Below are 19709 nucleotides of genomic sequence, written 5' to 3'. Positions count from 1 at the left end.
GTGTGGCTTTTGGCAGAAAAAGGAAAATGACGACTCAGCAGATTGAGGAGCTTCGAGAGCGAAGAAAGTCGGGGGTGCTGATTAAAACTTTGATGGCTGATTACAACCTATCTAAAGCTAGCGTATACAGATATTTAGATGCAGATGATAATTAATTAAAAACTTTTGTATTACGCCACTTAACTCTAAAGATTTTACGCCACTTATTGGGTCTTGCACAGTTTTGGTGATCCAAGAATCGGGAACGCTAATCAAAAGCCTAATACTGGCGAACTATCCCATTTTTTTTCGCTCTCCCGCTTCACCTAATTTTTTATGAAGTTGCGCCAAATCATGGAGGGTTTGAGCTTCACCAAAGCGATAACCTATTTGTTGAAAAATTATTAATGCTTCTTGTAAATATTTTTCTGCTTCAATATCCCTATCTAGTTGTAGAAAAATATTCCCCAAACCATATAGTGATGTTCCTTGTCCAATCTTATACTGAATTTTATATCCAATAGCCAAGCTTTTTTGATGATACTCAATTGCTTTATAATAATCTTTAAAAGTAGAGTAAACATTTCCTAAGTTGTTCAAAGCTACTAGTGATTGAGAGAGATCGCCAGTTTTACGAGCTATATTCAAAGACTCCTCATTGTAGCTAGTTGCCTCTTCATACTTTCCCTGTAAATTGAAAATATTTCCTATCCTACCTAATAAAATTCCCTTTGCAGGAAAATTATCAATTTCTTGTGCAATAGTTAGAGATTTTCTATAGTATTCTAAAGCTTGTTGATGGTTGCCAATATATAAATATGTATCACCTAGAAACATAAGTGCTTTAATTTGAATTTTAATAAAACCAATTTTTTGTGCAATATTCAGCGATTTTTGAGAACATTCAATTGCTTGTTGATATTTTCCATGAATATTGTGAATATCAGATAAACAAACTAAGACAGTTGCTTCTAATTTACAATTATTTAGTTTTTCAGATATATTTATTGCCTGTTGATAGTAATCTATTGATCGCTCTACATTTCCTAAATAATAACAAGTAAGACCAAGATTATTTAAGGCAATAGCTTGTTCTAATTGGTTATTAATCTTTTGAGCAATTTCTAAATGTTGCTGTTGACAATTTAATGCTTGACGATAGTTTGCTAGAAAAAAATAAGCTTCTCCTATATCTTTTAAACAAATTACATCTAAAGAATTATCCAGTTTATTTAACAGTCTGCTGCATAACTCTAACTGTTGACGGTAATAACCCCAAGTTTTAAGTTGGGCGTGTAATTCTTCTTGAGTAGGTGTGTTAAGACGAAATAAAATAATTTTGCTAGCTTTTTCCCAATCTTTTGCTTCACAAAGATGGTGAAATGCTTCGAGATATCGATTTACTTTTTCTAAATTAGTAGCATCAGAATCAGGTTCATCTTCAACAGTCAAGAAATATTCTACTGCTGCGTAATTAGAAAGATGTTCAATAGGAACTTCATCTAAGTTAATTTCTAACTGAACAAAAAGTGATTGACTTGGTGTTGTAGAATTATCTGTCATGCTGATTGCTTCTCAGCTTGCAACTTTTGAATTAAATTTATATAATTTTCTAGTGCAACACTACGAACTAAATTATGTTGTCCTAAAACTCGCTTATTATTATGATTAATTGATTCTTCGACTAGAAAACGATTTAATAATTCTTCTAAAGCTTGTTCTTGTCTCTCTAGACTACAAACTTGTTTTTCTACACGCCTTACTAATGCTGCTAACTGCATTAACCAACCTTCTTTTTTTACTGGAATACGATATACAGAAGCAGCACAAATTAAGATATAAGCATCTGGTACTTGAGTTTCTAGACGCTGAAATGTAGCTTGGAGACGTTTTCTGTTTACTTCATTTCTAACTTCGCGAGTGAGTTTGTGTAATTCCCACTCATCATAACCTTCTGTTTTTCCCGCTTCAGCTTCGGTTAAATCTTTCTCTACTTCTTTTATTTTTTTATTAACATCATTCCAATAAGCTTGTACATTTCCATTAAAAGGATGGCTGTTAATTTCTCCAATAATTACTCGTAAAACTAAAGGATGACCTTTATAGGCTTTACCCAGGCGTAATAAAATTGCTCTATCTTCAGACTCTTGGCTAATATCTAATCCTTCTATTTCAAATAGTGCTTCTTGTTCCAATTCATTTAATCCATAGAGAATATGGCGTTGATAGAAATTGTTGTAACGAGAAGCTTTGCTATGAAAATCAACAGATAAGTCTTGAGAAGTAACAATTAATTTACTCTGACAAGATTCGGCTGATAATAATGCGAGAAAGAAATTTTCCCAGTATTCATCATCATTTTCTGTTAACAGTCTTTCCATCGAATCAATTAGTACCAGAAACTGATTATCTTGTAAGCGTCTAACTAATCTATTTAAGATTAATTCTGGCTTTTTCTCGGCTGGTGATATGTTCTCTCCTAAACTCTCTAACCATCTGGCAGCAACACTAGTAAAGTCAGTAATTTTGTCTTCATTGTCAAAATTGACTCTTAGCAGTTTATTATCCCAATCACCTTGGATTAAATCTTGTAATCCTACTACTAATCTTTCTGCTAAAGCTGTTTTTCCAATTCCTGTTAAACCTAGAATCAGCAAGAAACGATAGGAGTTATGCAAATTTTGGCTTAATTCTGTTATCAGCTTGTCTCTACCTACCCAAGAAGAATCGTAAGAAAAGAAATTGTTTGGAATAGTAGCTTGTTGCTTTACCTCGTTTATTTGAGAAATTTCTTGCCAATCTAAGCCTAATTTCTCGGCAATTTCTACAAAATTAAGATAATCGACAGGTCTACCGTTGAGGAAGCTTTTGACAGTAGATAGACTCAATCCTAATTCTATCGCGAGAGCTTTTTGGCTGGGAAAGCCATTGCGTTTAACAGCTTGTTTGATTGGAGCAATGTATTGAGGAGAAACTTTAAGAGATCGCGCCATACATAAAATTTTGAGTTGAATAGCGTCTTTATTTACATCGTATACTCAATTTTTTGTCAACCTAGAAATGTTTATCTTGCTTCTATCTTAACCACAAGTCAACCATAAATCACCTATTTTTCGTCCTAAAACTAAACCTACCCCCAGAGATCATGAAGATACAGTTTACCAAGTATTAAAAGTAGTCTTTGAAAACTTGGTAAATAAAACAATTTATTTTTTGGATAATTATCATGAATGCTAATACATTAGAAAGGGGGGTTGCTAAAGCTTCAAAATCAACTCAAAGAACAATTGGAAAAGTAATTGAAGTTAGTGATAAAGAACCTTTGAAGGCAGCCTTCTTAACTCGTGTGATTGAAGGGCTGATCGAAATTGCTAATTCGAGCGATTTGGCTGACGTTATTTCTGCTGATTCTAATTACGAAGTCTTGTTGGCAGCATTAGAAACACCAGAAGCACTATCTTTGCTAACTAAGCGCGATCCTCTAGCAAGAGCTAAACTTAGAGGTTTGAAAATCAAGCAACAGTTGATAGAAGCAGAAGGAGGATGTACTAATAGTGAAGAAATCGCAGAAATATTAGGCATTTCCCGTCAAGCGGTCAATCAACGCCGTCAAAGAGGAACATTAATTGGCTTGTCAAGGGGGAAAGGAAAGTATGTATATCCCTTGTGGCAATTTACTGATAAAGGTAAAACTCTTGCAGGATTAGAAACTGTATTAGAACAACTTTCAGAAGCCGATCCTTGGACACAAGTTACTTTCTTTCTTAATCCTAATCTTCGCTTAGAAAATAAAACTCCTTTAGAAGTATTACGAATGGGAGAAATTAAACCTGTAGTTATGAGTGCTGCTGCTTTTGCCAATGACGAACCAGACTAACGATAATCAAGATAAACCTGGGTTGCATCCACCTCCACCATTGGATTTAGACCGAAGAGAATTACCGTTAAAGAGTTTTGCAGCAGCAACTATTTTTTATCGAGTACACAAATCCAAAAACGATCCAATTTATTTCAATAATTCTGGTGGAGGTAGATTAGATACATCAGAAGGAGTTCTCTATTTAGGAATAGATGAGTATGTTGCCTTTCGAGAAACTATCGGTCGTTTCAATAAGTATCGCTTAATTAGTAGTGAAGAATTAGAAAAACGGCGTATGACTGAAGTAAAAAGCAGTCATGCTTTATCTTTGGTGGATTTAACAGCAGAGGGATTAACCTTATTAGATGCTGATAACAGATTGTTCACTGGAAACTATAAGATTGCTCAACAATGGTCTAAAGCTATACAAGATCATCCTAGCAAACCTGACGGAATTTATTATCGTTCTCGACACGATCCATCGCGATTCTGTATTGCACTATATCATCAAGTACAAATTGACTCTCCACTGCAAGTAGTTAAGACCAATAATTTTTTCAGCACTCAATATTCAAATAAGCTGGATAATATTTTAAATAAATATAGATATGGTTTGAATATGATTTGAAATAGGTAGGAATAAAATTTGCAATTTTATTCAAATTCATAATGATATTAATTAGCTTATAGAGATAGAAGTATCAGAATAATAATCGCAGATTGAATTAATTGTTTTAATGTAGGCATCACCCGCTGCTTGAAAAATGTTTTGATTCTCAGAACTTTTCTCAAAGCTTAAATTTCCACATTCAGTTCTAATTACAACTTCTACAATTCCATCTGCTCCTTGTAAAATGGTTGCTGGGATATGGAAATAACTAAGATGGCGTTCAGGTATTAATACATATTTATTAATGCCTCGATCTATTGCTTTTTGTAGGGCATCAATAGGACTATTACCTTCAGCGGTTTCTTGAGTAGAATCCTCTTCAAAATTTCTAATTATTATTGTAGCGGTTATTTTTTCTCCGATAATGACTTCCACTTTCTCTAAAACAAATTTTGTCAATTGCTGTTTATCTTTCAATAGATCACCATTAGAAAAATCATCTAAACACAGTAAAAACCGACTGACTCCAAAAACCCAAATTCTTTCATATGTTAGTTGATTATCTTCATCATGAACGGCTCTGGTTTTTATTAGTCCGTGATTTTCCTTTTGTATTTGCTGAGAATCTTCTAGATTTTGTGAAAACAATTCAGGTTCCCAAGTTACAATTCCATCAAGATTTCTATCAATAGCACAAGCTAATCTTATAGAGTCAAAAAAGTTAAGGTTATAAAACCTAGCTTCTTCAAGAATTTCTTGGTCTACAGGGCAAATTTTAAGCTTTTCACGTATGTTTAAACATGCTTTTTGACATGTTTTATCTCCTAATAAACCTAATCTTTCAGGTATTTCAAATGCCAAAATAAAATCTAGCTCTGATATATACCAATTAATTCCTTCAATACCTATAAGCTTTAGAAATTGTTCTGCATAATAACTCCATGGAACATTGTGCTTTCCCAGTCCATTATGAAAAACATTAGAAGTTATAAGAAAATTTTTAAAGTTAGGTTGTTGACACATAATTTAGAGATCTAAATTAGGTTGGATTTTTTCAAAGAGCGAAAATTATAAGCACGATAATAAAAAAGGACTTTGAGTACTATTAATTTATGAGATCGTCTTTTTAATAGCAAAAGAAGAAATTAATCAGCTTCCAAGTCCATATTACTTTTTGATATACTTTGCTTTATTGCTAACAATACTTCGTCCATTTTTATTTCTAAATTACTAATACGTTGCTCTGTTTTAAAATTATTTGACTGTTCTAATAAGTCTTGTGAAGGTATAGCAGCAACCCATTGGGTATAAGAACTATTATTCTTGATCGCTTCTTTCGATTTTTTTAGTTCTCGAATTTCTGACTCTAATGTAGCTATACGCTCACTTTCATTACTTTCTAGTGCTTTACGCAACAATCTATTAACCAATTCTGTTACTGAAATAGCATCAAGATCCGCTCTTTTCCTTAGATTTTCAATTATATCCTCCGCAATTCTATAGCTAACTAGCTTTCTACCCATGTTACCGTTTTGATTGTTAATTGACATATAAAATTTAATCAGAAGAAGTATCCAACGTCAAAAAATTCACTGTTGACAATTCCCTATCAAGAATATTTATCAATTATATAAACAGTAATAAATTATCAAAACTATTCATATAATTGACTTATAGAACTTTATAAATCAAATGTTCTCCTAATTAGACCATAATAGCTTTTTTTTATATGTGAAGATTAACTTTATATAAACTAGCTTTAGTGATATACATATGCTATACATATGATATAAGTCTCTGGAGAGAGGAAAGCGTTTATGCAAAATAGTACTCGTACCCGACGTTGGTTCTTTCTGGGGACTGTTATAGCAGGAATTGTAGCGGGATTAGGATATGTAAACAAAAACAAACTAGGAGACATCATAATTCAGGTTTGTAACCAAGTAGAAACTTGCAATATTAATCAAAATCCCGAAGCACAACCAAAAATTTCAACTCCAAGTCCAGAAGCTTCACCTGAAGGACTTAGCAAGCAAGATTATCTTAAATATGTTGTAAGTGCTATGGAAGTTTTATCCATCATGCCTAAAGATGTGTCAGTTAGTTTTCCCATAGGAACTACTAAACCACTAGGAAAGCAAGTAAGTACTCAGGAGTTTAGTAGTAATTCAAGTCAATTACTTTATGTAATCGGATACATAGATCAATCAAAAAAAGTTATGGAAATTACATCTGAGGACTTAATTTCCATAATCAACCAACAAGCTAATGAGCTTTATGTAGAAATTTATGAATCGAATATTCATGAAATTGCTACCTTTGTTAGCGTTGGCAATCTTCCGCAAAGTAGTCAGCAACTAGCCGTTAGCTTACTTGTTTATAATCCACAAACTCAGCAGATAAGTAGTTCCACCTAAATAAAAGTAAAATAGAAAATGATGTATTTGAGATAGTGATTAAACAGTGCCAGCAGGACTTAAAATAACCCTGACTCTTAATGAAGATCGAACCTTAAAGGAATTAGAGCTAGCCAAAGAAGTTTCTCGAAGAACAAAACACAGAGCAAGTGTATTACGGCTCAATAGCAGGGGGTGGACAGTGAAAGCGATCGCTGACTACTTAGGATGGGCAGAATCAACAGTAAGACAAACAATTCACCGTTGGAATAAATCAGGATTATTGGGTTTGTGGGATGCTTCGGGCAGAGGAAAAAAAGCAACATGGTGTAGCGAGGATTGGCAAGTTCTAGAGAAATGGCTGAATGAGCCTCGTAGCATTAGTGCCAGACAATTAAGCCAAAGATTAGCAAGAGAAAGACAAGTATTTTTAGGAGCAGAACAAGTTCGTCGTATACTCAAAAAAAAAAGCTGGTGTTGGAAAAGATTAAGAAGAAAACCCCCAATAGCCAAAAATCAAGAGTATAAAAAAGCCAAAAAACGGGATCTTGAAACTCTAGAATTATGGGCAAAACAAGATTTGATTACTCTACTTTATTTAGATGAATCGGGATGTTGTCCTGAAAGTCCATTGAGCTATGGCTACGGTAAAATCGGTCAACAGAAAATAGTTACTCAAAAAACTAGAAAAGGAAGAAGAGTAAATATAATGGGAGTTTGGGAGGATAAACAGAGATTTGAATACACATTAAAAGTTGGAACTTATAAAGCAAAAAGTTACCTTCGTTTTATGAATTGGCAGGCTGAACGAGCAATGAAACGACTATTTGAGACAGGAAAACCAACAATAATAGTCCACGATAATGCTTCAATACATCGTTCAAAACTAGTGAAAAAGCATCATCAAAATTGGCTCAAACAAGGTCTAAGCGTATTTTTTCTTCCACCTTATTCTCCAGAAATGAATCGTATTGAAGGACAGTGGCTACATCTCAAACGACAAGAATTAGGTGGTTATGTATTTGAAGATGAATACGATCTAGCTCTGGCAATTATTGAAGGGCTTGAAAACCGAGGTCAACAAGGAAATTATTCAGTTGAACGTTTGCTGTTTAATTAGGTGGAGCTACTTAGAAATTGTTCCATATGCTAGTATTAATGATTTTTGTAGAGATGCTCTTAATAGCGTTTTAAATGGCGATATTAAGGAAAATATGTACGATTTATCAAGCTTAAATTTGAATTATTAATTTTTAATGAAAATGCTAAAATTGTTTAAAAATTTAGGAATTGCGCTCTTATTCATTAGCACAATTTTTATTTCAATTATCTGGAATCACTCTTCTGATATTACAAGAGCAACAACTTTCAACGCAGTAAATCCTAATACAGTTAGTGTTATTGATACAATCAACAACAGACCAGCACGGCTGAGAACAAATCCACAATTAAGAGCCGCCCTTGTTGATTCGATAATTCCAATGGCGCGAGATAAAGTTCAGAGAACTGAGAATATTGAAGTAACGATCCCTATTCCCAGTAGGGGATCTGCTGGCGAAGGAGTTAATTTGGAAAGTGGAACTAGACCAGGTAGATATGAAGTTATAGCAAATCGAAATACTTCAGGAGAAGCCGAACCAATTACGCCCACTAGTTTGGATGGAATGTTTGCAGAGGAAGAAAGAAATAATGGAACACTTAGTCGTAATTATAAAGTATTTCCTCAAGCAAATAATTTTCTAGTAGCAGATGCGAGAGGCTTGTTTGTTCAAGAACAACATGTAAATGCATTTCAATTAATAGCTTTAGATAGAGATAACAATAATAAGGTTGTTTTGATTAATACTCATGCTAATGACTTTTGTATAGATGCATTAAATGCAGTCAATAATAATACTTGGAAGAAAAATTATTATGACATAGATAATTATGACATAGATAATTTGAATAATTAGCTTTTATTGTTTGCTTTTTATACATAAAAGTTTGTTGAAATAGCTAGTGTTAAATGCTCATTAGCTGCGAGTGATTGATTTACTTGTAGCTAATGAATGGAGCATAAATACTGTTGAATAAGATTATGAAGTTAATTTTTATGTCTTTGACAAAATTCAGAAAAAGTCAGCTATTACATACAATTAAATTGTATTTCATCGCTTTAATACTAATATTTACAATTGAGATATGTATTAATATCAAAGCAGTTCAAGCCAATGTACTCATATCTCAAGATTTTCTTACTACCAAGAATAGTATAAGTAGAGAATTATCATTACAGATACCCACCCAAAAAACTCTAGGGGTAGAAAAGATTAGTTTAGGACATCCAAAATTTTATTCAATTCAAAATCAAAAAAAGCAACTAATAAAAACTAGCATTTATCTTAGAGATATTGCTAGATTATTTGGCTCTGATTTTCCTATTTTTTTTATTTTAAATCAAAAAATCGAAGAAAATAAAAATGAATATGTATTTGTTAGATTTAAAAATCATGAGGGTAAATGGACTAATTTAACTACTGGATATGCCTTGAACTTAGTTACGCAAGAATTAGATACTTTAGCTATAAACCAAAGCCAGCCTTTAATTGACTTTATAGTAAAAGATAAAAGAGATAATAGTTACAAACCTATTTTGAAAGTACCATTAAATATCTATTGCAGTGAACTAGCAAATTTTTTACAATTAAATTAGATTTAATATGAAAAAAAATAGATTTAATTTTTATGATTTGATAATCAATCGAATATTTGCTATAGCTATCAATGTATTTTTAGCTAGTCTACTCGTTAATTGTTTCATAGTAGAAAGCGCACAAGCATTAAATACAGTAACTACTGGAAATAATATTAATCAACATAGTCCTTATCTTAGCCTAAAATTAAAACAGCTAGTAAAAGCAGCTTCTCCTAATAATAAAGTAGAGAGTTTTATCTTACCAGAAGAACAAAATTTTTCTGCTATTCCTACCGATATTCAAAATCCTTTAACGCCAGAAAAGATTAGATTAGGTAAATTGTTATTTCATGAAACTGCTATGACAATTAATCCTCCTAATCAAAAATATTGGCAACAAGGAAGTTGTGCAACCTGCCATTTTGCTGAAGCAGGATTCAAGTCTAATTTACCATTAGCATTTGGTGTTGGTGGTATGGGATGGAATCAAGATAGAAAGCCTGATTCAGAAGTTTCTTATACTAATATTGATAAGCAAAAGATTACTGCTCCTTCTATACTGAATAGTGCTTACCAAGATGTAATGCTCTGGGATGGCAGAGCTGGTACATACGGAATGAATAGTCAAGAACCATTCATTCAAAAAACTTATATAAATCGATATGGATTACAAGGTTTAGAAACTCAAGCTATAGACGGTATTAAAACTCATAAAATGGGAACGGCAGCTATTGCTACTATTCCTGAATATCAAAAATTATTTGCTGAAGCTTTTCCAGATCGACCTTATCTTAAAGCAGAGATAAAAGATGTCAAAAATGCAGGTTTAGCAATTGCTGCATATGAACGAACTATTCTTGCTAATCAAGCTCCCTTTCAAAAATGGTTAAAAGGCGACCGAGATGCTATGTCTTCTAAAGAGTTAAAAGGTGGTATAGTCTTTTTTTCCTCTTCTTGTATTCACTGTCATACGGGACCCAATTTAGCTATTTCAAATTTTAGAGCGGTTGGATTTGCAGATCATTTCCAAGAAATAAGTGGGTTGAACTTAGGAAGAGGAAAAATTACTAGAAAAGCTAAAGATGATTTTAAATTTAAAGTTCCCCAACTATACAATCTAATAGATAGCTCTCCTTATGGGCATGGAGCTTCTTTTAAAACTCTTCGAGAAGTTGTTGAGTATTTTAATGATGCAGAACCACAAAAGAAAGAAGCTTTATATTCAGGTAATCTCAGTGTTTGGTTTAAGCCATTAAATTTAAGTGAAGAACAACTCGACGATCTCACAGCTTTTTTAGAAACAGGATTACGCGATCCTAATTTAACTCGCTATGTTCCAGACCGCATACCTAGTGGTTTATGTTTTCCAAACAACGATCCTTTGTCACAGAAGCAATTAAACTGTGATTCAAATTAACTAGAATCTGAGCGTTCTTTCTCTTCCCAATCATTAATATGTAGGTTACTGTTGCTGAAGTAAGTCAGCAAATCAGCACTTTAATTAATGAGCAAGCATCAAGAGATGATTACTGCCTTCATCAATTTAAAGGGAGGCTCGACTAAGAGTAGTAGTGCGGTTCACCTATGTCGTTATCTATTGAATAAAGATAAAACTGTCGCTTTAGTTGATGCCGACTCCCAAGCCACTAGTTCCACCTGGATTAATAATTTAGAAGACCATATACCCCGTCCCCAGATTTATCGACTGACCGAACCAGATCCTCTACTAGACCAAATACCAGAAATCGCATCATCGGCAGATTATGTGGTTATTGATGGTGCTGGGGGATTGGCAGAGGTACAGAGAACGATTCTGTTACTAGCGGATTTAGTATTCATTCCGATTCAGCCTAGTGCGCCCGATATTTCAGCAAGTCATCAAGCAATCAAGGCAGTAAGTAGAGCCAGACAAATTAGAAGTGGCAAACCATCTGCCTATACATTTCTCTCCCGTGTAGTGCCAAAAACCTTACTGCTAGCAGAAGCCAGAGAGGTGTTATCGGCATATAAAGATGTTCCCCTACTCAAAGCAGAGATACCACAGCGTCAGGTAGCAGCGGATGTTATGGGACAAGGGGCGACATTATTCGATCTCAAAACTCGTTCTGCTAAAGAAGTAGCTAACTTTTACCGTCAATTATTCGATGAGGCTTTCAACTATGGCTCGTAAAAAATTATCCGATGCCCAAAAACAGTTTATCGCTGGTGATGACATGAATACTCAAGCAAGTCAGCAAGTACTTGCTGAAGCAAATACTCAAGTCAGTACTGAAATATCCGATCGCATCGGAGCGGATTTAAAACAGGAGTTATTTAGCGATCGCAAAACTAAAGAGTCTAGCATTAGATTTACAGTGGACATACCCGAATCGTTAAATAAAAGACTGGCTCAGTTGAGCGTAGATACGGGCAAACCTAAAACCGAATTGGTTAGAACCATAATAGATCGCGCCTTAACCAGTCTTGATTACTGACTTGCTGAAGTAATTCAGCAAGTATTTACTGTGTTCTAGATAAACAATCCCACATCAACCGAGAAAAATTCAGCTAGAGCTTTTGCCTGGGCTTTGCTGATACTGCGTTTACCGTTAACTACTTCTGAGACAACTCCTCTCGAACCAATTACACCAACTAAGTTTTCTTGTTTGATACCACCTGCATCCATTAGATGTAGCAGCATCGAATGAGGCGTACCTTGGGGAATGGGATATTGTTCGTCCTCAAATTTTTCAATCAGAGTAACCAACAATTCAAGGATCGTATCCTCTCCAGGAGTGCGATTGGCATTGAGCCGAGATGGATGTAAAATCCTGCAAGATGGTCTGGAAACCATTGATATATCTAGGCTTGGCGATTTTTACTATTAATCCATCCAGAACTCTTGAAACCGATTTGGAGATAATTCTGTATAGCGAACAGTATGCTGAATATTCTTATGACCCAGGTAAGCCTGAATTGCTCGGGTGTCATGACCTCGACTAGCCAAATAAAATCCACAGGCGTGACGTAACATATGAGGATGAACGCTCAAAGATAATCCCGCTTCAACTCCTGCACGTTCAATAATTCCTCTGGCTGTAGCAGCAGCTATTACCGCACCTCTTTCAGAAACAAAGAGATAATTTGAATCAGGATACTCTCTCTGTAAATGTCGTAAAGCCCTCAGTTCAACGCCACGTAATGGATGAGTTGAACTTACTCCTTGTTTAAGTCGATTAATATAAATTGTGCCATCAGTAAAATCTATCTGCTCCCACCTCAAAGCCACCAGCTCAGATACCCTCAACCCATGACGATACGCCATTAAAATTAGAGTTGAATCTCTTACCCCGTGCCTTCCAACTTTTTTGGCAGCTTTCACCATCGCAGCTACTTCAGTCGGAAAAAGATGCTCGCGAGAACGTTTGTCTTTGTTAGGAATTTTCGGAGGAGGAGCAGTACGAGCCATAATGATCGACTTGTTAGAGTCGAGGGAGGCTATTATGCCTCGCCCCTCTCTGTGAAATCCGAGCGTGCAGGTTTCCCAGCACTCGGCTTCCGAAACTCTTAGCTGTCGCTTTTTGCTCATGTGTTCATAGTCGTGACAAGACTCGTGTATTGCTACTAAATTGTCTCGTCTCCAGTTATCATGGTTGCCGTCTACATGGTGTAGATGCACCCTTTCTTTGCTCGTGAATCTTAGTCCGCAAGCAGCACATGAATGGTTCTGTCTTTTGAGAGCAGAAGAGGTGTAATTGTCATAGAGTTTGCTGTTGCGCTTACTCCAATAGATTAAATCCCCATCGTAAGGTGACTTGTCTCCTTTGACGTTTACAAATTTGTTTTCGGAGTATGGGATAGATGGAAACGCTTGCTTAGCGAGTTCTTTCGCTGAGTGGCGATTCTGTTTCTTTTCCTTATTGAATACCTTGAACGCTCTGTTATTGATGAGCCAGAGGCTGTTTCTGGCACTGTCCATATTACAGTAGCGGTGGTAGTTCCTCCATCCTCTGACGATAGGGGCTAATTTCTTAGCTTTGACTATCGCACCATAGTTAGAGTTATTGATGATGGCTTTAATCTTTTGACGAAAAGCTTTGAAGTTATCCTCTGAGGGGTAACTTCTGAACTTTCCGTTTTCCTGGACTAGAAATCTCCACCCCAGGAAGTCAAATCCATTTGTCGCAGCCGTTATCTTAGTCTTACGTTGACTAATTTCCATTCCTCGTTCGGCTAGAAATTCTTTGATTTTTTCAAGTATTTGTGTTGCGTCATCTTTGGGTTTGAGGAAGAAAAGCATATCATCAGCGTATCTGACGCATTTTGACGTGATTTCTCCGTTGGTGTTTTTGAATTCACCAATTCTCTCAATCTCATTGAGTGCAACGTTGGCAAGTAGTGGGCTAACCACTCCACCTTGGCAAGTCCCTTGTTCGGGGAATTCTGGATTTACCCCAGCCTTTAGGCATCGAAAAATGCCTAGTTTGATCGCTTTGGGGGCAATGAGCCGTTTCATGATGGAAGTGTGGCTAATCCTATCGAAGCATTTGGATATATCGAGTTCTATGACTCGTTTTTGGTATCCTTTAGCTTGGGAATTTAAGTTGTGAAACAGTTTTTTCTGTGCGTCATGTGCGCTTCTTCCCGTTCTGAACCCATAACTCCGAGCATGAAAAGTCGCTTCGTGTGATGGTTCGAGTGCGTATTTGGCTAAACATTGCCACGCTCTGTCGCTGATGGTAGGGATTTTTAATTCCCTGGTTGAGCCGTCTTTCTTGGGGATAGGAATAGAGCGTAATCCTTGATGCTTCCAATTTGAAGCCTCGATTTTTAACTTTTGTTCTAATTCAAATCTATCCTTAAAGTTAAGGGCTAGCTTTCCATCAATACCAGCAGTTTTCTTGCCATTATTCAATTGTGTTACTTGACGTATTGCCAGAAATCTAGCTGCGCGGGAACGCATAATTAGTTTCTGTAATGACTGAGCTTTAGCCGTATCGCCTTCTCTAACTGCTTTGTACGTGCGCTTCTGTAGACGGAATAAATCTTTACAGAATTGCTTCCAGGGTAGATTCATCCAAGATTCACTATTAAATTTATTAATGTGTCCAATCATGTTCTGCATTAGTTTACGTATTCTGAGTTCCTTTCAGCAATTACGCCTCATCCTACCCTCTGCTTGGTTTTCCGCTACTCGTCTAGCCTATCTGGGTTCCGACGATACCCAGAACCAAGTATCAGAGTTTTTGTTCGTTCCATCCGTAAGATTGACCGAGGAAGCGCGTCGAGGTTTCCTCGACAAGCGCAGGTCTCGGTGTTGACTGACATTTTAGGGTGATTCAATTTGCCTACATACCTTCTCAGAGAAGCAGCTATTATGAGCGAAACGCTGCGAGAATGGGCGGTAGTGAAGTCCACATTTGTTGTTCAGATTGTGGCTTTCATTTAAGACACTTTTCTAGAATCTGTTTACCCGTGATGTCTCCCTGTTAACGCCAGTGTTGCTATCTGCTTTGGTTTCAACTGATTGCGTCCTGTTCCCAGCTTCAGCCTCCCGAATTCCGAGTCGAGTCACTGTGGGCAGATAAGGAGTCACCAATCTCCTTGGTGGTGGGACTTTAACCCACATCCTACAGGCAGTTCACAGTACATACGGTTTTCTCTCCGTCATCCTGTGGATACCTTATGTTCTCTAGTTTCTAGAGGATTCGGGTATCAACGAATCGCACGCCCATAAATGATAGTTGGGCAGAGAAATGTAGAGTACGAAAAATCAACTCCTCACACCTCTAATAATAAACAACATCCCCATAAATAGCCCTTTTTGGTGATGTTTTGTGCTTGTCCGATTGAATCTCTGCCAACTCCAAATAGGTTTTGTTACTATAACTTCGGAGTATCACTTATCCAGTCTCATTCGTGACCTCAATTGAACGTACTGCATATCCCAGATTTAAACAGTATCCACACCCCTCTGAACTAGCTGAACTTTATACCCCAACAGAAGCAGAGCTTGAGTTAATCGAGACTCGTACCAAAAGTTACGAGGGTAAATTGCGATTGATGGTGATGTTAAAAAGCTTTCAAAGGCTGGGTTATTTTCCCCATCCCGAATGTATTCCAGTCCCAGTAATTAAACATTTGCGGTCCTGTTTACAATTACAAGATTGGGTCAAAGCAATTCCTTCGGAACGACAACGCTACACCTATCAAAATATCATTCGAGAATATTTAGGAGTTAAGCCTTACGACAAAAAGGCTCAAAAAGTCATAGCTATCTTCGTAGCAGCAGAAGCTGAAATCAAAGACCATCCCGCAGATTTAATTAACATCGCCATTGAGAAATTGGTTCAGGAAAAATACGAATTACCAGCTTTTAGCACCCTCGATCGCTTAGTAAGTCATGTTCGTCATCTGACCAATAATCGTTTATTCCAACTCGTTTCCGATCATCTCACATCAGCCGAAAAAGATTATTTAGACCAATTATTAAGCTCAGAAACGGAAGAATCTACTACTAATCTCAATTTACTCAAATCTCCACCCCGTAGTGCCACCTTGGGCGGAATGAAACAATTGATTGCCAAGTTTGATGCCATGATGACTTTTGGTGATGCCCAACGTTTATTGGCTCAACTTGCTCTCACCAAAGTCAGATATTTTGCTGCCCATGCGCGGGCTTTGGATATCTCCGAATTTCAAGATATTAATCTAAACAAAAGAAGAACATTACTCTTATGTTTGCTTTATGTAGCCCAGGTCAAAACGAGAGATCATTTGGTTTCAATGTATCTCAAGCGGATCTTAAAAATCCATAACAATGCCAAAAAGCGACTGAGTGAATTAAGAGAAAAGCATTTAACGCAAACTTCAGAGTTACTGGGAACTTTAGCTCAAGTTCTAACAGCATCAAAAGAAACCAATAATCATACTGCTTTAGGAGAACAAGTATCTTCTATTTTTGAGCAACAGGGCGGGACAGAGTTATTACTGCAAAAATATGAGGAAATTGCTGCCTATAACACTAATAATCATTTACCTTTAGTCTGGCGGTTTTACTCTCCCCATCGCAAGGCTCTATTTGATTTAGTTCGTTCTCTCGATATTCATTCCACTTCTGCCGACTCTTCAGTAATTGAGGCACTCCATTTTGTTCTAGAGCATCAACATAAGCGTAGCAAGCATTTATCCTGGGATGGAGATTTGAGTTTTATGAGTCAAAATTGGCGTTCTTTAGTAATCAAAGAGGTCAATGGTAGCAAGGTTTTGAGCCGACAGCAGTTAGAAATTTGCCTTTTTTCCTACTTAGCTACGGAGTTTAAAACTGGGGATGCCTGTGTTGTTGGTTCGGAAAGTTATGCAGATTTCCGCGAGCAACTTCTGAGCAGGAGCGAATGCGAACCTTTACTTGAAGATTATTGTCGTCAGTTAAATTTTCCCGACAATGGGGCAGGGTTTGTTGAATATTTACGAGAGCAATTAACCAAAGTAGCCAATGAAGTAGATGCTTTTTGTGCCGATGGAAAACAATTTACTATTAATGATCGAGGTGAACCTGTATTAAAAAGACTAAAATCACCTCCTCCATCGACAGAGGTAGAAAAATTAGAAGCTAAAATTCGTAAACTAATGCCAGAGCGGAGTGTTTTAGATGTCCTCTGTAACGTCGAACATTGGTTGAATTGGACGAGACATTTTGGTCCAGTCTCAGGTAATGAACCAAGATTAAAACAACCAACAGAGCGTTATATTTTCACCACCTTTGGTTATGGATGTAATATAGGTCCAAATGAAACAGCACGACATTCTAGGGATGTGGTGACATCTCATATGATTTCCTATACTAATCGTCGCCATATCACTACTCCTAAAATTGAAGCAGCGATTCGAGATATTATCAATGCTTTCAATCGTTTCAGTTTACCCTCACTCTGGGGGACAGGTAAAAAAGTCGCAGCAGATGGCAGCAAATTTGAGATTTATGAGCATAATCTCCATAGTGAATATCACATTCGTTATAACGGTTATGGTGGTATTGCCTACCATCACGTTTCTGACAAATATATTGCTTTGTTTACTCACTTCATCACCTGTGGTGTGTGGGAAGCGGTGTATCTCCTTGATGGCTTATTAAAGAACGTTTCTGATATTCAACCAGATACAGTATATGGCGATACTCAGAGTCAATCTGCTCCTGTATTTGCTCTTTCCTATCTTCTGGGGATTAAATTAATGCCCCGCATCCGTAACTGGAAAGATTTGAGTTTTTTACGTCCTACTGAGGATGCTCAATACAAATATATTGAACCTTTATTTAAGGGAACAGTTAATTGGAATCTCATCCAAACTCACTGGTTTGACATGATGCGGGTGGTGCTATCAATTAAAGCAGGAAAGGTCATGCCTTCTACTTTGTTACGTAAATTAAGTAGCTATAGTAAGAAAAACCGTCTCTATCAAGCATTTTGTGAGTTAGGAAAAGTAGTTAGAACCATGTTTCTGCTGGAATATATCTCCAATATGAAAATGAGGAGAGAGATCAATGCAGTCACTAATATTGTGGAAAAATATCATCATTTTCTCGATTGGATATTTTTTGGCAAGCAAGGAGCGATTACAGATAACGATCCTATCGAGCAGGAAAAAAGGCTGAAATATCTTGATTTGGTCGCCAGTTCGTTGATTTTACAAAATACGGTAGATATTTCTCTAGCCATTCAAACTTTAACGGCACGAGGAGAAATAGTTAATCGTCGAGAGATTGAAGCTTTGAGTCCTTATCCTACTAGACATCTCAAGCGTTATGGTGACTTCATTGTCAATCTAAATCATATCCCTCAACCGTTAGAAACAGCGATCAATCTTCCGCCTGAAATACTTGAAAGCTAGATATAGCAATGATTTTCAGACCATCTTGCAGGATTTTACATCCATCTCGGCTCAATGCCCGATTAGCCCTGTGTTCTAATTCAGTAGCACTCGCTATGGCGCGATCGTTTTCTGCTTCAGTTTCGATCACTTTAGGTTGATATTTGGCTAGTAATTGAGCGTAGTCTAAGGAATTAGTAGTAAGGGTCATTTTTCCATTTATTTAAACTTTAAATGCCTAACGGCACGACGTTTTCTACTTTCCCCCCGCTTGTCATATTTGGCGGTGGTTGCGGGGGAACAATGTCCTGCTAATTCTTGAACTGTCAACACATCTTCTCCCGATTCGAGGAGGTCGGTGCAAAAGGTACGTCGAAAATCATGGGGAGAAAAGTGTTTTATCCCCGCCTTTTTTGCTCTGGCTAATATCAGCTTGTAAATACCATCGCCGTTACTAGCAAAGTGGCGGAGGGTAATCTTTCCCCCTCGATGGACGGGACAAATTAACGCACCTGGGGTAATTCCTCTAACTTCTAACCAATCTTCAACCAAGGCGATCGCATCGGGGGTGAGATAGACCAGTCGATGTTTGTTACCCTTGCCCTTGAGGATGGTTAATTCCCCAGTCTCCAGACATAAATCCTGGCACTTTAATCGCACCATCTCCTGTCGGCGAATACCACCACAACGAAGAATTGCGATCGCCGCCGCATCTCTATAGCCAAGGGCATCTCCTTGTTGGTAACAGCTAGCAATCAAATTTTCTATTTCACTAACACTCAAGGCTCTACCCCTAAGCTTTCCCGTTCCTTTGACGTTGGGTAGATCGATGGCTTTGTGATAGTCATTGGCATCCATCAAATCGAGACGGTAGGCTTCGGTTAATACCCGACGCAGTGCCACGAGCATTTTATTGGTGGTTGTGGGGGCGAGTCGTTCTTTAAAAGCAGTTCTAACGGCGGCGGTGTGATGGTAGCGCAATTTTGACCAATCCAAAGAAAAAGCGTCGCATTCACCATCCGTTAGTAGTTCCGCGATCGCATTGAGGGAATACAGCATGGTGCGACGCGAACCCTCACTTAAAGAACTAAGGTAAACGGCTGCGGGATGTAGAGTTACTGGTACGGGTTCGTGTAGCTTTAATTGTTCTGCTTGAGAATAAAGCAGGTAGCTCATTATAGGCTTTTAATCTTTACCTATTAATTCTCCCATTACAGGAACATTTTTCAACTTTCTAAGCTTAGACGTATTTACATTGCATTAACTAAATCACCTTTATTTTTTAATTTTTTACTCCAATTGATAGTTAAACCTCCTTCATTTAGAAGATTGTTGACTACT

The 19709-nt window shown here is 36.9% G+C and carries 18 protein-coding genes and 2 pseudogenes; 11 read left to right on the top strand and 9 right to left on the bottom strand.

Going from position 1 to position 19709, the window contains the following annotated elements; translation table 11 throughout:
* The first annotated feature begins 2 nt into the window (after positions 1–2).
* Positions 3–155 carry a helix-turn-helix domain-containing protein gene (locus I4641_RS24325; protein ID WP_369426856.1) on the top strand — a complete coding sequence of 51 codons (153 nt, stop codon included), beginning with the start codon at positions 3–5 and terminating at the stop codon, positions 153–155.
* Positions 156–273: 118 nt separating this feature from the next.
* Here I4641_RS24325 and I4641_RS20595 read toward each other — a convergent pair whose 3' ends face one another.
* Positions 274–1542 (bottom strand): tetratricopeptide repeat protein, encoded by a 1269-nt coding sequence (locus tag I4641_RS20595; RefSeq protein ID WP_229642467.1) that lies wholly within the window; start codon positions 1540–1542, stop codon positions 274–276.
* Positions 1539–2972, bottom strand: coding sequence for an ATP-binding protein (locus tag I4641_RS20590; RefSeq protein WP_229642466.1), 1434 nt, complete (start codon positions 2970–2972; stop codon positions 1539–1541). The genes I4641_RS20595 and I4641_RS20590 overlap by 4 nt, the downstream gene beginning before the upstream one ends.
* A gap of 233 nt (positions 2973–3205) precedes the next feature.
* On the opposite strand from I4641_RS20590, the gene I4641_RS20585 reads away from it, so the two are divergent.
* Positions 3206–3856: an antitoxin Xre/MbcA/ParS-like domain-containing protein gene (locus tag I4641_RS20585; RefSeq protein WP_229642465.1), complete on the top strand. Its 651-nt coding sequence runs from the start codon at positions 3206–3208 to the stop codon at positions 3854–3856.
* Positions 3840–4466, top strand: a complete 627-nt coding sequence (locus I4641_RS20580; RefSeq protein ID WP_229642464.1) for an RES family NAD+ phosphorylase — start codon at positions 3840–3842, stop codon at positions 4464–4466. Before I4641_RS20585 ends, I4641_RS20580 begins: the two co-directional genes overlap by 17 nt.
* Before the next feature lie 51 nt (positions 4467–4517).
* Here I4641_RS20580 and I4641_RS20575 read toward each other — a convergent pair whose 3' ends face one another.
* Positions 4518–5471, bottom strand: a complete 954-nt coding sequence (locus tag I4641_RS20575; protein ID WP_229642463.1) for an alpha-isopropylmalate synthase regulatory domain-containing protein — start codon at positions 5469–5471, stop codon at positions 4518–4520.
* Positions 5472–5593: 122 nt separating this feature from the next.
* Complete coding sequence (locus tag I4641_RS20570) at positions 5594–5998, bottom strand: hypothetical protein (protein ID WP_229642462.1); 405 nt, start codon at positions 5996–5998, stop codon at positions 5594–5596.
* Positions 5999–6265: 267 nt separating this feature from the next.
* On the opposite strand from I4641_RS20570, the gene I4641_RS20565 reads away from it, so the two are divergent.
* From I4641_RS20565 to I4641_RS20535, 7 genes are all read left to right on the top strand, one after another.
* Positions 6266–6865 carry a hypothetical protein gene (locus I4641_RS20565; RefSeq protein ID WP_229642461.1) on the top strand — a complete coding sequence of 200 codons (600 nt, stop codon included), beginning with the start codon at positions 6266–6268 and terminating at the stop codon, positions 6863–6865.
* 46 nt (positions 6866–6911) lie between these two features.
* The gene (locus I4641_RS20560; RefSeq protein ID WP_229642460.1) at positions 6912–7964 is read left to right on the top strand and encodes an IS630 family transposase; all 1053 of its coding nucleotides are present in this window, start codon (positions 6912–6914) and stop codon (positions 7962–7964) included.
* Positions 7965–8100: 136 nt separating this feature from the next.
* Positions 8101–8799 carry a hypothetical protein gene (locus I4641_RS20555; protein ID WP_229642459.1) on the top strand — a complete coding sequence of 233 codons (699 nt, stop codon included), beginning with the start codon at positions 8101–8103 and terminating at the stop codon, positions 8797–8799.
* Positions 8800–8939: 140 nt separating this feature from the next.
* A complete protein-coding gene (locus I4641_RS20550; protein WP_229642458.1) occupies positions 8940–9539 on the top strand; it encodes a hypothetical protein in 600 nt (199 codons plus the stop codon).
* A gap of 7 nt (positions 9540–9546) precedes the next feature.
* Positions 9547–10938, top strand: coding sequence for a cytochrome-c peroxidase (locus tag I4641_RS20545; protein ID WP_229642457.1), 1392 nt, complete (start codon positions 9547–9549; stop codon positions 10936–10938).
* 87 nt (positions 10939–11025) lie between these two features.
* Positions 11026–11691 (top strand): AAA family ATPase, encoded by a 666-nt coding sequence (locus I4641_RS20540; RefSeq protein WP_229642456.1) that lies wholly within the window; start codon positions 11026–11028, stop codon positions 11689–11691.
* Positions 11681–11995: a hypothetical protein gene (locus I4641_RS20535; RefSeq protein ID WP_229642455.1), complete on the top strand. Its 315-nt coding sequence runs from the start codon at positions 11681–11683 to the stop codon at positions 11993–11995. Before I4641_RS20540 ends, I4641_RS20535 begins: the two co-directional genes overlap by 11 nt.
* 35 nt (positions 11996–12030) lie before the next feature.
* Here I4641_RS20535 and I4641_RS20530 read toward each other — a convergent pair whose 3' ends face one another.
* The 3 genes and pseudogenes from I4641_RS20530 to I4641_RS20525 all read right to left on the bottom strand — a co-directional run.
* Entirely contained in the window at positions 12031–12354 is a 324-nt protein-coding gene (locus I4641_RS20530; RefSeq protein WP_229642454.1) for a helix-turn-helix domain-containing protein, read from the bottom strand.
* A 30-nt stretch (positions 12355–12384) separates the two neighbouring features.
* Positions 12385–12891 (bottom strand): annotated as a pseudogene (locus tag I4641_RS24455) (tyrosine-type recombinase/integrase); the annotation flags it as partial.
* 186 nt (positions 12892–13077) lie between these two features.
* Positions 13078–14616, bottom strand: a pseudogene (locus I4641_RS20525) (group II intron reverse transcriptase/maturase); the annotation flags it as partial.
* An 803-nt stretch (positions 14617–15419) separates the two neighbouring features.
* On the opposite strand from I4641_RS20525, the gene I4641_RS20520 reads away from it, so the two are divergent.
* Complete coding sequence (locus I4641_RS20520; protein WP_229642452.1) at positions 15420–18389, top strand: Tn3 family transposase; 2970 nt, start codon at positions 15420–15422, stop codon at positions 18387–18389.
* On the opposite strand, the gene I4641_RS20515 is transcribed toward I4641_RS20520, so the two are convergent.
* Positions 18358–18579, bottom strand: coding sequence for a hypothetical protein (locus I4641_RS20515; RefSeq protein WP_229642451.1), 222 nt, complete (start codon positions 18577–18579; stop codon positions 18358–18360). The genes I4641_RS20520 and I4641_RS20515 overlap by 32 nt on opposite strands.
* Positions 18580–18587: 8 nt before the next feature.
* Positions 18588–19544, bottom strand: coding sequence for a tyrosine-type recombinase/integrase (locus I4641_RS20510; RefSeq protein ID WP_229642450.1), 957 nt, complete (start codon positions 19542–19544; stop codon positions 18588–18590).
* Positions 19545–19709: the final 165 nt, after the last annotated feature.

The organism is Waterburya agarophytonicola KI4, from assembly GCF_020640915.1.
Taxonomy (GTDB): Bacteria; Cyanobacteriota; Cyanobacteriia; order Cyanobacteriales; family Xenococcaceae; genus Waterburya; species Waterburya agarophytonicola.
The sequence above is the reverse complement of the archived record's forward strand: the minus strand, read 5'-3'. Positions and strand labels throughout refer to the sequence as shown.